Origin of the sequence: Xanthomonas albilineans (genome assembly GCF_002939705.1) — a bacterium.
GTDB lineage: Bacteria > Pseudomonadota > Gammaproteobacteria > Xanthomonadales > Xanthomonadaceae > Xanthomonas_A > Xanthomonas_A albilineans.
In genome coordinates this window covers 103,546-117,997 of sequence record NZ_MDCB01000007.1, presented here as the reverse complement: position 1 = coordinate 117,997, position 14,452 = coordinate 103,546, and the positions used below count along the sequence as shown (strand labels likewise).

The 14,452-nt window shown below is 61.9% G+C and carries 7 protein-coding genes; 2 read left to right on the top strand and 5 right to left on the bottom strand.

The window, feature by feature from the left end; translation table 11 throughout:
- Positions 1-66: 66 nt before the first annotated feature.
- Together XalbCFBP2523_RS17110 and XalbCFBP2523_RS08360 are read left to right on the top strand one after the other, a co-directional pair.
- On the top strand, positions 67-4,500 hold the full coding sequence (locus XalbCFBP2523_RS17110; RefSeq protein WP_230599113.1) for an RHS repeat-associated core domain-containing protein: 4,434 nt from the start codon (positions 67-69) through the stop codon (positions 4,498-4,500).
- Between the two features lie 418 nt (positions 4,501-4,918).
- Positions 4,919-5,368 (top strand): DUF4440 domain-containing protein, encoded by a 450-nt coding sequence (locus XalbCFBP2523_RS08360; protein WP_012916717.1) that lies wholly within the window; start codon positions 4,919-4,921, stop codon positions 5,366-5,368.
- Between the two features lie 14 nt (positions 5,369-5,382).
- Here XalbCFBP2523_RS08360 and XalbCFBP2523_RS08355 read toward each other — a convergent pair whose 3' ends face one another.
- From XalbCFBP2523_RS08355 to mutS, 5 genes are all read right to left on the bottom strand, one after another.
- Positions 5,383-6,852 carry a PepSY domain-containing protein gene (locus XalbCFBP2523_RS08355; protein WP_230599111.1) on the bottom strand — a complete coding sequence of 490 codons (1,470 nt, stop codon included), beginning with the start codon at positions 6,850-6,852 and terminating at the stop codon, positions 5,383-5,385.
- The gene (locus XalbCFBP2523_RS08350; RefSeq protein WP_249027720.1) at positions 6,839-8,995 is read right to left on the bottom strand and encodes a TonB-dependent receptor; all 2,157 of its coding nucleotides are present in this window, start codon (positions 8,993-8,995) and stop codon (positions 6,839-6,841) included. Before XalbCFBP2523_RS08350 ends, XalbCFBP2523_RS08355 begins: the two co-directional genes overlap by 14 nt.
- 149 nt (positions 8,996-9,144) lie before the next feature.
- Positions 9,145-10,182 carry a WD40 repeat domain-containing protein gene (locus XalbCFBP2523_RS08345; RefSeq protein ID WP_052687952.1) on the bottom strand — a complete coding sequence of 346 codons (1,038 nt, stop codon included), beginning with the start codon at positions 10,180-10,182 and terminating at the stop codon, positions 9,145-9,147.
- On the bottom strand, positions 10,179-11,144 hold the full coding sequence (locus XalbCFBP2523_RS08340) for a CobW family GTP-binding protein (RefSeq protein WP_045766080.1): 966 nt from the start codon (positions 11,142-11,144) through the stop codon (positions 10,179-10,181). Before XalbCFBP2523_RS08340 ends, XalbCFBP2523_RS08345 begins: the two co-directional genes overlap by 4 nt.
- A gap of 442 nt (positions 11,145-11,586) precedes the next feature.
- Complete coding sequence (gene mutS, locus XalbCFBP2523_RS08335; RefSeq protein WP_045766079.1) at positions 11,587-14,178, bottom strand: DNA mismatch repair protein MutS; 2,592 nt, start codon at positions 14,176-14,178, stop codon at positions 11,587-11,589.
- Positions 14,179-14,452 lie beyond the last annotated feature (274 nt).

Genomic DNA, 14,452 nt, shown 5'->3' with positions numbered 1-14,452 from the left:
AAAATCATGTTTAAAGACTTTGCTTTGAAGATAGTCGTATTGAATTTATAATTTCTGGAGACCGGGATGATTTCCTTTTTTAGACGCATATTTATTCTGATTTATTTGAGTTTATTTTTTGTTTCAGTGGCGCTTGCTTCTGATATTGTTTGGTTTAGCTTTCCTGCCATAACAAAATATTCCATTCAAATCAATGATGATTTTTTTAGCGGTTATCCTTCTTTTAATGACGGTACGCAGGCGTGTGAGTTGGCGTTAGCGCCATTGCAGGGTAGTGATGGTTCGGTTCGAATAAATATTAATTATACTGGTGACGCCAGCCCGGGCTGCGATCACGAAGTTTTATATACTGGACCAAATCAATCCGGATCTCCTGTTGGCTCTAGCTATGAGAATCTTGGGCAGAATTGGGTCATCCCGGTGCACTATTGTCCATCTAGTTATACGCTTGTTGCAGACTATGATGCGTCTGGAAAAACGAAGTGGAATTGTGGTCGGTGGTCGAGTGCTGTCGATAGTTCGAAGCCGCCCCAGTGCGGGGTTGAAGTGGGTAACCCAATTTCGTGCTCTGGAGGGAACAAGGTGGAGCGTCGTTCAGATGCATTGTTTGAAGGATTTTCCCTGGATCAGACCTTCTCTTCCAATAGTTCTCGGACCACGCCATTGGGGATGGGGTGGAGTAGTATCCTTAATTCCGAAATTGTTGGCGACAGAGCTGGCGGTGGATTTATTTTCGCATTGACGCCGAATGGAAATAATATTCTTTTTGTGCGATCAGGAAATGGTGGTTGGGTCAGCCAGCAATCAGATCTCGCGATGTTTGATTTATCTGAAGTGAAAAGCCCGGATGGCATATTCCTCGGCTGGAGGCTGAAGAATGGAAGCGAGACGGACGTGTTCGACGACAAGGGGCATCTGACAGCGGTTGAGCGAAGTGGAGTACCGAAAATTTTGGTGGTCCACAATTCGGCAGGGCAACCGGTGAGCTTGGTCAACCCAAATGGACGAGTAGCATCCATCCATTATTTAAATTATGTGAAAATTGATCGAATTGATCTTCCGGATGGCGGATCAATTGCCTATGGATATGATGACGGCAATCATTTGAATTCTGTCAGTCATGATGGCGACGTTGTTGCTTACGCTTATTCCTCGAATGGCAATGCCATTGAATTGACCAAGAAATTTGATGAGCTGAATGTCGAGTATTCCACGTTTACATATGGTAACGCTTCAAGAGCAATATCGACAGAGCATGCGCTTGGAGTGAATCGTTATCAACTAAGTTATGACGATTCTGGCAATCACGTCTCGGTCATCGATCCGCTTGGGGCGAACAAGGATTTTTATTTCGAAGTCTTCAATAACGGAAGAAGGTTGATTAAGTCTGTTGATTCATGCAGTGGTTGTGCTGCGTCAGTGGTAAACTACGATTATGATGCATCTGGATTCATAGCGGGGATTTCTCGCAATCGATCGAATGTGACATATGAGAAAGACCTGAAAGGGCGGATTGTAAAAAAACATGAAGATTTAGGAGGCGGAAACGAACGTGTGACGGAGACGGTTTGGGATGACGTCCTGTCAATGCCGACATCCGTTTCTTCTCACGCAGGCAATGCTGGGAATAGTCTGATCCAGTCTTTCAGCTACAACGCCCGCGGCCAAGCGCTCACAGCCTCCAACACCGATCCGGCAACGGGGATTACCCGCACGTCCACCACGACCTACTGCGAGCAGTCCGACATCGATGCCGGAAGCTGCCCGCTGCTGGGTTTGGTGACCTCGGTCGCCGGCCCCCGCACCGACCTCGACGCCACCACCAATTACACCTACTACCCCTCCGACGATAGCGCCTGCGCCGCATCGCCGACCACCTGCGCGCACCGCAAGGGTGACCTGTGGAAAGTCACCAATGCCCTGGGCCAGGTCACCGAGTATCTGGCCTACGACGGCGCCGGCCGCGTACTGTCGGTGAAAGACGCCAATGGCGTGATCACCGACTCTACCTACCACCCGCGTGGCTGGCTCACCGCCCGCAAGGTGCGCGGGAGCGACGACAGCAGCGAGTCCGACGACCGTATCACCCGCATCGACTACTGGCCGACCGGGCTGGTCAAGCAGATCACCCAGCCCGGTGGTGCGTTCACCGCCTTCACATACGACGCGGCGCATCGCCTTACCGACATCGCCGACAATGCTGGCAATACGGTCCACTACACCCTGGACAACGCCGGCAACCGGCTCAAGGAAGACACCCAGGACGCGTCGGGCACGCTCAAGCGCACGCTCTCGCGCGTGTACAACCAACTCGGCCAACTGGCCACGCAGGCCACGGCCAGCGGCAATGCAACCGGCTTCGGCTACGACGCCAACGGCAACACCACGAAAGTGACCGACGCGCTCGGCCACATCACCCAGAACGACTACGACCCGCTCGACCGCCTGGCGCACACGTTGCAGGATGTCGGCGGCATCGCCGCGCAGACCACCTTCGCCTACGACGCGCTGGACCACGTCACCCAGGTCGCCGATCCCAAGGGCCTGGACACCACCTATGCCTACAACGGCTTGGGCGACCTGACCACGCTCACCAGCCCGGACACCGGCACCACCACCTACACCTACGACAGCGCCGGCAACCGCGCCACGCAGACCGATGCGCGCGGGGTCACTGCCACCTACAGCCACGACGCCTTGAACCGGCTGACCAGCGTGGCCTATCCCGATGCTGGCTTGAACGTCAGCTACAGCTACGACCTCAGCCCAAGCACCTGCGCCAGCGGCGAGACGTATGCGGTCGGCCGGCTGTCGCACATGCAGGACGGCAGCGGCAGCACCGATTATTGCTACGACCGCTTCGGCAACCTGGTGCGCAAGGTACAGACCACCAACGGCAAGGTATTCGTGCTGCGCTACGCCTACACCCCGAGCGGGCAGTTAAGCCAACTGACCTATCCGGATGGCGCTGTGGTGGATTACGTGCGCAACGCGCAGGGCCAGACCACTGAGGTCGGGGTGACCCCGGTGGGCGGCACGCGGCAGGTGCTGTTGACCAATGCCAGCTACTACCCGTTTGGCCCGGTGGCGGGCTGGACCTACGGCAATGGTCGGCCGATGCAACGCGTGCTGGATCAGGACTACCGCCCGCAGGCGATCAGCGACACGCGCAGCGACGGGCTGGCGGTGGGCTTCGCCTTTGACCCGGCGGGCAATTTGAGCGCGCTGACCGCGCCGGGCAATACCGCGCCGGTGGTGAGCCTGGACTACGACGCCCTGGGCCGGTTGAGTGCATTCAAGGACGGCCCGACCGGCGCGGTGATCGATGGCTACACCTATGACGCCACCGGCAACCGGCTCAGCGCGCAGGTCAACGGCGTGACGCAGCACTACGTCTACCCGGCCGACAGCCATCGTCTGGCAAGCGTGGATGGCGCCAATCGCAGTTACGATGCGGCGGGCAACACCACCAGCATCGGCGGCAGCGCGCAGCAGTTCGTGTACGACGACAGCACCCGCCTGCGCCAGGCCAAGCGCAACGGCGCGGTGGCGATGGAATACCGCTACAACGGTCGAGGCGAACAGGTGCAGCGTTTCTTGGGTACGAACAGTACCTACACGCTGTATGACGAAGCCGGCCATTGGCTGGGCGACTACGACGGGAATGGCGCACCACTGCAACAGGCGATCTGGCTGGATGATCTGCCGGTAGGCGTGTTGGCAGCAGGCACCACGTTGAACTACATCCAGCCAGACCATTTGGGCAGTCCCCGCGCGGTGATCGATCCGGTGCGCGACGTGGCGATCTGGCGTTGGGATTTGAAGGGCGAAGCGTTCGGCAACACCGCCCCGGATCAGGACCCGGATCATGACGGCACCGCGTTCGTGCTCGACCTGCGCTTCCCGGGGCAGCGGTATGATGCGGCGAGTGGGCTCGATCAGAATTACTTCCGGGATTACGATATGAACGCTGGCCGCTATGTGCAGAGTGATCCGATTGGGTTGGGTGGTGGTCCTAATACCTATTCATATGTATTGGGGGATCCGCTAAGCGTTATTGATCCCCTGGGATTGGAAACTGGCGTAACCATATGGCAGCCAGTTGGCTGGGGTGAGTCTTCATTTGGGCATGTATCGACAGACGTCAATGGTACTACTTACTCTTTTGGTCCTGGTGGCATGACAGTCATGCCGACGGTGGACTATGTTAAAAAGAATTCGTTCCGTGATGGCGAGGAGGTATTGATTAAGTTGATGCCGGATCAGGAGGCGAAGTTGGAGCAGTGTTTGTCAAAGCCTCGCGATAAATACAATTTTGCTACTAATAATTGTGGAACCCCTGTTCAGGATTGTTTGAAGGGGATGGGGGTCGATACCGGTAACCAGATAATGCCTGTTTCTCTGGGTAACCAGTTGCTTGATATGTCCATCTTTAATGGTGTTAAATCATACCCGGCAAGAATTCCTTCTAATGGAGGTAGTGCGCCATGGGCACATTAAAGCGTATGTTGGCTGGTTTTTTTACTGCAATGGTAGTGCTCTCGTTAATATATTTGTCCGTCAAATCATTTGCGAGTTTCCGAAAAGGTTACTCTTGGTCTGAAATGGACTGGGATCAAAAGGGAAGCACCTCACTGGGCGACTTTTGGAGGGCTAGTGATATTGGAAAGCGTGAAATCATCAAAGATGGCAGGAAGTGCGTGGAGTATTACGCCTATAAAGATGGCCTTCCAGTGAAAACTATGTGTGCAAAAAGGAGTCTGTAAATTGAACTTTGGACACAACCACAGCCTAAACGTTGTACGACGAAGCCGGCCACTGGCTGGGCGACTCACATGGCCTCCGCCCTCAGTTGTTATAAAATAACAACCATCGCCACAGCGACACGCCCATCGTCCCCACAACTCAGGACTCCCCCATGACCGCCGATGCTGGGCCTGTCGATCGCCGTTCCGCTGTTGTCGAGCGCACCGCCGCGTATTGCTTGACCGAGGCGGGCAAGGTGCTGATCTGCTGGGCCGAGACAGTGGGCCGCCGCGACATCGATGCCTTGCTTGCCTTGTACGCGCCCGATGCCATTCTGGTGCCGACGCTGTCTGACGATATCCGCGGTCGCGACGAGGATCGTCGGACGTACTTTGCGTCCTTCCTCGCGGCCGATGGGATCAGTTGCGGCATCTCCGTGCAGAATAAGCGGGTCAGCGCCAAGCTCGGCACGGTGGTGATCGGTGGGCTTTACACCTTCGTGTTCGAGCGCAACGGGGCCAGCGAGCCGGTCAATGCGCGTTTCCTGTTCACCTTCGAAGAGATCGAGGGGCGCTGGCTCATCACCGGGCACCATTCCTCGCGCTGTTCCGAGGGCGTCTAGTCAATCCTGGCGAATCATCGCGTGCGCCGCCGCCGCGCGGTCGCACGCAGCCGCTTCACTGCCAGAATCGTCCCGGTCAGGCTCAGGCACCAGCCGGTGGTCAACAGCAGCAGTTGCAGGGCGATGCGCAGACGTGGGTATTCGACCAGCCCCGGAACGCGCGTCGTGTGCAGGGCGAAGTACAGCCAGGCATAGGCTTGGCGACTGGCGTCCAGCAGCAGCAAGGGGTGGCCCGAGTGCGTGTCGATGTATAGCTCGGCGTCTTGCGGGGCCACCAAGCTGATGCGCAAGGCATCCGTTGTAATGGCATCGGCTTCGCGATACAGCGCGTCGTCGCGTGGTCTGGGCGTTGCCGCCACCGACCAAGCATGCTGGGCCGCGCTGCGGATGGCGCGCGCGCGCTCCGGCGATGACAGCAGGCGTGCATCGCCGGTATCGGCCTGGATGCCGAGCGTGGCGGTTGCGGTGCTGCCGCCATATCCGCTCGCCCAGGCCTGGCCGCCGACGACTTGGAAGTCGATCTCGCTGCTGCCGTCCAACGCGCGCAGCATGGCCGGCGTGGCCTTGGTCAGCGCTGTGCGCAGGTCGGTCATCGCGTAGCGTTGCAGCGCTTGCGCCGAGGGTTGGCCGCGCGAGAACAGCCGGCCATGATCCATCGACAGCCAACCGCTGAAGATCCAGGCGAGCACGATGACGGCGCCCGCCAGGCCCAGTCCATGATGCCACTTCAACATGCCGCGGTAGGGCGACCAGCCGTCAGCGTTGCGGTGGCGATAGTGCCAACTGCGGTACAGGCCGAGTGCGGTGCCGGTCAGTGCGCCGACCAGGGCGGTCAGTCCCAGCCACCACACGCTGCGATCCCACGCGCCGAAGTCGTGCCGCAACACCGTGAAGTACACCCAGTGCGGGATGGAGCCCAGCCAGTTCCAACGACGCTCGACAGCACGGGTGCGCTGCATCACCTCGCCGGTGCGTGCCGAGATGTACAGCGTCGTGTCTTGCGAGTCGTCCATATCGACGCGATAGAACGGCCGCCAGGGATCGAAGCGTTGATGCACGATCCACTGGTCCGTTTCCAGCGGGCCGGTTAACCGACGCACTGGCGCATGCCCGAAACGTGCCGCCACGAGATGGGCCTGCGTGGCGCTCAACAGCCCCAGCGGGGCGCCGGTGCGCCCATCAAGGCTACGTAGTTGTGCGTCCTGCGCAATCACATAGCGCGGCTGCCCCGCGACGGAAAGCAAGCGCAAACCCGCATCGCTGTGGCTGTGCGCCAGTGCCATCGCCGGCGCGATCCGGACCTGCGCCAGCGCCAGCGGTTCGCTGTGCGACCAACGCGCCGTGTCCGGCAGCGATGGAAATGGCACGAACAGCATCACCATCCCGCTGCTGAACCAGACCATGAAGGACAGGCACAGCAGCACGCCTAGCCAGCGGTGCAGCCAGGCCAGTCGTGCCCAGACGCGCCGACTAGAATGTGGCACGCACGCTCAGCGCGTAACTGCGCGGTTGGCCCAGCATCACTTGCTGCGGATAGTAGATATCGGCCCACTGCACGTAGGGTTTGTCGAACAGATTGTCCACATGCAAGCTCAGCGTGAGCGACGGCGTGAACCGATAGGTGGCGTAGGCGTCGGTGAGCAGGTAGTGCTCCAATTGCAACGTGTTGGCGAGGTTGCCCGCGCGTGCGCCCACGCGATGCAGGTCGAGCCCGAGTTCCAGTGGCAGGCCGCCCACGCTGTCCACGTGGGTGCCGACGTTGAAGACGGTGCGTGGCACGTTGGGTGGACGGTTGCCCGAGACGTCGAGTCCGTTGTTGTCGATGAAATTGTGGTAACGGGCATCGGTGTAGGCCAGATTGGTATCCACCGCCCAGTGCGCGCCGAGCCGTGCCGTCAGCGACAGTTCCACGCCGCGCGAGGTTTGCGCGCCGACGTTGTCCAGCGTGTCTTGCCCGGTCAAGGTGAGGATGTTGTCGCGGCGGATGTCGTACACGGCCAGGGTGGCACTGGCGCGTTGCTCGCTGCTGGCGGCCTTGATCCCGGCTTCGTACTGGCGTGCGTGGCTGAGCCCAAAGTCCTCGCCGGCATTGACCAGGAAGATATTGGAGCCAGGCGGATCGCTGCCGGTGGTGTAGGACAGGTAGGGAGTCAACGAGGGGCTCAGTGCATACACCAACCCGATGCGCGCGTTGTTGGGGCGATAGCGGCGGGTGAAGCTGCTCGCGGCCTGGAACTGGCCATTGGCATCGAAGTTACGCCGGTCCAGATCCAGGATTTCCCAGCGTCCGCCCAGCACCAGTTTCAGGCGTGGATCGACGTCCAGCGCATCTTCCATGAAGAGTGCGGTGTTGTTCCACGTGGTTGGACTGCGCCGCGGTTGGCGGATGCCGAACACCCCGGTTGGTCCGGGTAGTGTGGGATCGACGCTGTCTCCATCCGGGAAGCCGCGCTCGCGCACAAAGCGCAGGTGGTTGTGATCCAGCCCGACCACCAATCGGTTGGGTAGTGCGCCCAGGGGTTGGTCGAAGGTCACGCTGGTCTGGCTGCCCCACAGGTGCTGTTGGTGGAAGACGAAGAAGCGATCGCGGTCGATCTGCCCACTGGCGGGGTTGTAGGCGTAGTTCTCCGCGTCGATCCAGCGCCGCGATGCGTCGAACGCGAACAACAGGCTGCGCACGGTGATGTGTTCGCTTGGCGACCAGACCAACGTGGCCTGCGGCCAGAGTTGCCGGGAGGAAATCCGCGCATCGGTGACGTTGTAGTTGTTGTAGCGCAATGCCGCATCCACCACCCTGCCGTCGGCGCTGTGCAGGATGCCGCGCAGCGGTGCGTGGGCTGCGGCGACCGGGACCAACGGTGTGCCGAAATAGGTGCTCGGGTGATCGTTGGCGTAATCGACGGTCAGTTGCAGGCTGAGATTGTCGCGTGGCCGCCACAGCACGGCCGAACTGGCGTTGAGGACGTTCGAGCCCGTGGCATGCACGAAACCGTCGGAGGACAGTCGGCTGATGTCGGTCCGGTAGGCGAGCACGTCGTTGAGTTTTCCGCCGCTACCCAGGCCGAACTCGCGACCACCGAAACGCGATGCGCCGGCAAGCAGGTCGTTGCTGATCGGGTCAAAACGCGGTTGTTTGTCGATCACGTTGACGACGCCGCCGATCGCGCCTTGCCCATAGAGCACCGACGCGGGGCCTTTGAGCACCTCCACCGATTGCAAATTGAAGGTGTTTTGCGGGCGCGTGACCATGTCCGATGGCCCCAGATACAGGCCGTTGTGTAGCATGGTGATCTGGCTGCCGGTGAAGCCGCGCATCGACAGGTCGGACAGATCGCCCGGCGAACCGCCTGCGGTGATGCCAGGGAGCGCCAGCACCGCACGCTCCACGCTCTGCACGCCGCGCGTTTGCATGGTCTCGCCATCGATCGTATCGAGCGTGGCGGGCGTTTGTGCGGGCGGCAACCCGAGCCGACCGGCGGTCGGCAGAAACGGGGCGGTGTCCGCGCCAACGGCACGGACATTGACCTCGTCCAGGGTCTGCAGCTTCGTGCCGGAGTCCTCTCCCGCCATCGCGATCGAAGGCAGCAGAGCGAGCATCGTGGCGAGCGCGAGACGCTGCATGGGCATGCCCATGCAGCGGGCGGCGAGCGGAGAACCTTCAACAGCAAGGAGGCAGTCAGTCATGGGCGTGATCGGAGCGGAGGAGGTAGGTGTCGGTCGCGCATTGCGATGGCGGCGAAGTTGGCCGACGACAGTTGCAGACGTGGGCGGCGCGCTCATGGCAGCAGCAGCGGCATCCACAGCGCCTGGCCGTCGTCGTGTACGACGAGCAGCCAATGCGGTTCCGGCAGGATCGCAAGCAGCGCGACCGCTGCGTTGCCGGGGGGGCGCAGCACATGCCAATGCTCCGGTGTGGCTGGCTCGCCGAGTAGGACGCTGCCATCGGTTCTGCCGGCCAGGATGCGCGGTTGATCGGGGAGCGTGCATAGCGCGCTGACCAGATCCTGCTGTGGGGTATCGAATAAAGTCAGCGGAGCGCGTTGCATCGGGCCATTGATGCCATCGAATGGCCACAGCACGGCCGACGTCGCGCCGCTGCTGGCGAGCCAGGGCTTGGTCCCGACCCAGCACCACTGCCGCACCTTGGTCGCATAGCCGGCGATGTGCAGTTGCAATGCATCGCTCACGCGCCAGCCGTGCAGCGCGGTTTCTTGCATGCTGCTGACGACGAAGCGGCCGTCTGGCGACCAGGTGACACCGAGATGGCTGCCACGACACGCCAGCGGCGTGGGTGTCCAGTCGCCGGGGGCGTGTGTCCAGACGGTGGCGCCGCCGTAGTGCGTCACTGCCAATCGCTGGCCATTGGGATCGAAGGCAATGCCGCCGACGCTGGAGGGGTGGTCCATGACCTGCGTGCTGCCGTCTGTCCGCCACAGGTGCACCTGACGACCGACGGCGCAGGCATAGTGGCCGTCGGCACTTGCGGCGACGTGCTCCACCCATTGTCCGGGGAAACGTGCCAGCACCTGCTGGCCGGTGGCATCTAGATGCGCGAACACGCCATCGTCGCCGCCGCTGAGCAGGCCGCCTGTCGCATCGGCCGCCAGTGTCAGGATCGCCCCATCGTGGACCTGCACGCGGTCTGGCGCTTGCTCCCTGGCGAAGCGGCGAACACTGCCATCGCCCCAGGCGGTGACCAATCGCGTGCCACACATCACCGCGGCCACTGGCACCGCGTCGACCTGCATGGTGAAGCCGGTGGCCGACTGCGTTGGGATGGAGGTGGAGGTGCGTTGCTGCGACGGCATCTTCATGCTGTCGCGCAGGCGCTGAATCCCTCCCGCAACTGCATGCGTTCGAGGTTCCTGCCGATGAACACCAGTTTGGACACGCGCGGCTTCCCGGCCGGCCAGGCATCGAGGAAATTGCCGTCGGTCAGCATGTGCACGCCCTGGATCACGTAGCGGCGCGACTCGCCGGCCAGCTCCAGAATGCCCTTGCAGCGCAATATGTCGGTGCCGTGCGTGCGCAGTAGGTCGCCGAACCACAGTTCGAATCGCAACGGATCCAGCGGGGTCTGCAATTGCAGCGACAACGAGCCGATATCTTCCTCGTGCACATGCGCGTGGTCTTCGTCGAGGAAGTCCGGTTCGATCTCCAGGACGCGTTCCAGCGTGAACGCATTCAAACCCAGGACTGCATCCAGCGGCACATCGCTGCGCTGACTGTGATGGATGCGCGCGTAAGGATTGATGCTGCGGATGCGCGCCTGCACCGCTTCCAGGTCTGCTGCCTGGACCAAATCGATCTTGTTGAGCAGGATCACGTCGGCGAAGGCAATTTGTTCGGCTGCCTCGTGTGCTTCGTCCAGATGCGTGGCCAGGTTGACCGCATCGACCACAGTGACGATCGCGTCCAGCCGGGTTTTGGCGGCGACGTCCGGGTCGACGTAGAACGTCTGTGCCACTGGCGCGGGATCGGCCAATCCGGTGGTTTCGATCAGGATGCCATCGAAATCGCGCCGCTTCATCAAGCCATCGAGAATGCGGATCAGATCGCCGCGCACGGTGCAGCAGATGCAGCCATTGTTCATCTCGAAAATTTCTTCGTCGGCGTCGACGACGAGTTCGTTGTCGATGCCGGTCTCGCCGAATTCATTGACGATCACCGCATAGCGATGCCCATGCGATTCGGTGAGGATGCGGTTCAACAACGTGGTCTTGCCGGCGCCGAGGAAGCCGGTCAATACGGTGACGGGAATTTGAGTGGCAGTCATGGGGGGGGCCTAGTGGTGCAAGTGCGTGGGGGAATGGCGAGATGGCGCAGGTGCCCATGGCAACCGAGCGAGGGGCGCGAACAAACTGGCAGCGTTGCGTGCGGCGATGGGCCGCAACCTACCTGCTGGAGTGCGATGACGGTGCTGGCGCACACTCGCGCTTTGTGCCTGGACGTCGGCATGACGCGCGCCGGTGGCCATGGCAATGCGAGGGGCAAGGCGAAGCGTGGCAGGACGCCAAGGACGACGCCGACGCACGGTGATAGCGTTGACGTGCGGTGCAACGTCACAAAGAGCCGGGATGGGGGCGTTGGCGGAGCGTGATACGCGCATGGATGTTATAAAGTAACACAGTGTATCCGGGGCTTCGCACACCGCGAAGTGCGCATGGGCATGCCGATCCTCGTTGCCAGGAACGCGCTATGGGCGCGCCTGGCAACGTTCAGAGCAGGGCTTTGAGCCGGTACAGCGCTTCCAATGCCTGCTTGGGGGTCAACTCGTCCGGATGCAGTGCCGCCAGGGCTTCCTGTGCGGCCGAGGGGGCCGCTGCGAACAAGCCGAACTGCTGTGGCGCGTCCAGCGCCTGTGGCGCCATCTGCACAGCATGGTGCTCGCCGCCGCGTTGCTCCAGTTCGGCCAGCCGCCGTCGCGCCTGCGCCACCGTGGCCTTGGGCAGGCCAGCCAAGGCGGCCACTTGCAGGCCGAAGCTGCGGTTGGCTGGGCCATCCTTGACCGCGTGCATGAACACCAAGCGGTCGCCGTGTTCGACTGCGTCCAGATGCACATTGGCGATGCCGCTGGGCCCGCCTTCGACCGGCTCGTCGGCCAGCGCGGTCAGTTCGAAATAGTGCGTGGCGAACAGGGTGTAGCAGCGGTTGTGCTGGGCGAGGTGGCGCGCCACCGCGTCGGCCAGCGCCAGACCGTCGTAGGTGGAGGTGCCACGGCCGATCTCGTCCATCAGCACCAACGACTGCGCGGTGGCGTGATGCAGGATGTAGCTGGTCTCGGCCATTTCGACCATGAAGGTGGATTGGCCGCGCGCCAGATCGTCGCCGGCGCCGATGCGGGTGAGGATGCGGTCGATCGGGCCGATCACCGCGCGTCGCGCCGGCACGTAGCTGCCGATGTGCGCGAGCAACACGATCAACGCGTTCTGGCGCATGTAGGTCGATTTACCGCCCATGTTCGGGCCAGTGATGACCAGCATGCGTCGACCCGGATGCAGGTCCAGGTCGTTGGGTTCGAACGGTTGTTCGCGCACCGCTTCCACCACCGGGTGCCGGCCGCGTTCGATACGCAGGCAGGCGTCGCTTTGCAGTTCTGGCTGGCTCCAGTCCAGCACCTGCGCGCGTTCGGCAAAAGCGGCCAATACGTCCAGTTCGCTGAGTGCGGCGGCGGCGCGCTTGAGCGGCTCCAGGCACTCGCCCAGGGTGTCCAGCAGGCCTTCGTAAAGCAGCTTTTCGCGCGACAGCGCGCGTTCGCGCGCCGACAACACCTTGTCCTCGAAGTTCTTCAGTTCCTCGGTGATGTAGCGCTCGGCGTTGGTCAGGGTCTGGCGTCGACTGTAGTGCACCGGTGCCTTGTCGGCTTGGCCCTTGCTGATTTCGATGTAATAACCATGCACGCGGTTGTAGCCGACCTTCAGCGTGGCGATGCCGCTGCTGGCGCGTTCGCGTGCTTCCAGGTCGATTAGGAATTGGTCGGCGTTGGTGCTGAGCCGGCGCAGTTCGTCCAGTTCGGCGTCGTAGTCGGCGGCGATGACCCCGCCGTCGCTGAGCTTGAGCGGCGGCTGTTCGGCGATGGCCGAGGCCAACAGGTGCGCGATCTCCTCGTGCTGGCCCAGTTCCGCCGCCAGTGCCGCCAGCCGCGGTGAATCCAGCGGCGCCAGAATCGCGCGCACCGCCGGCAGCAGGCCGAGGCCATCGCGCAAGGTAGAGAAATCGCGTGGTCGTGCCGAGCGCAGGGCGACGCGGGTGAGGATGCGTTCGAGGTCGCCGAGTGCGCGGAATGCATCGCGCAGGTCGGTATCGGCGCCACGGTCGATCAAGGTGCCGACCGCGTGGTGACGCTGCATCAGCACCTCGCGCAGACGCAGCGGACGGTGCAGCCAGCGTCGTAGCAAGCGCCCACCCATCGGTGTGATCGTGCTGTCGAGCACGCCGAGTAGGGTGTTGCGGGTGTCGCCATCCACGCGGGTGTCCAGCTCCAGATGGCGGCGGGTGGCCGCGTTCATCGCGATGGCTTCGCCAGCGGTTTCCAGTGCGATGGAGGTCAGATGCGGCAGGCGCTGCTTCTGGGTTTCTTCGACATAGCCGAGCAGCGCGCCAGCCGCGGCGATGGCGCGTGGCCGGTCGTCGATCCCGAAGCCGGTGAGGTCGTGCAACTGGAAGAACGCCAACAACTGGCGGCGGCCGCTGTCGGCGTCGAACAGCCACGGCGGGCGTCGTCGCACACCGCGTCGCTCGCGTAGAAATGCTGGCCACTGGTCCTCGTCCGGTACCAGCAGTTCGGCCGGTTCCAGCCGTGCCAGTTCCGCTTCCAGCGCATCCTCGCTGTCCACCTCGTTGACCAGGAAGCGGCCGCCGGCCAGATCGGCCCAGGCCAGCCCGTAGCCGTGCTTGGTGCGCGCGATGGCCATCAGCAACGTATCGCGGCGTTCGTCCAGCAGCGCCTCGTCGGTGACCGTGCCAGGGGTGACGATACGCACCACCTTGCGCTCGACCAGCCCCTTGGCCAGCGCGGGATCACCGATCTGCTCGCAGATCGCCACCGACTCGCCCAACGCCACCAGCCGTGCCAGATAGCCCTCGTAGGCGTGCACCGGCACGCCGGCCATCGGGATCGGCGCGCCGCCGGAGCTGCCGCGCTGCGTCAAGGTGATATCGAGCAGGCGCGCGGCCTTGCGCGCATCGTCGTAGAACAATTCGTAGAAATCGCCCATGCGGAAGAACAGCAACAAGTCCGGATAGTCGGCCTTGGCGGCGAAGAACTGCTTCATGAGGGGGGTGTGTTCTTTTAACTCGCTGTTCTGCATGGATGTTCTGTGAAGTGCAAAGGAGCAATCGTGCCGCGCGGACACGGTGGGGTAAGGTCGGAGCACGCTGGTTCACTCAACGTGTTCATGCTGCGTGCGGTTGTCCACCGCCCAGGGTGTGGACCCCATCGGAATAAGACAATGGTACGGGAGTACGGGAGTAACGAGGATGAGTCAGCGCGGATTCCCTGTGTCCGAGAGGCAGTTGTGAGTACTCAGCCTGGTCAGGCATTGGGCGCTTCATCGGTTTCTCGGGCATTGGACGAAAAGCACG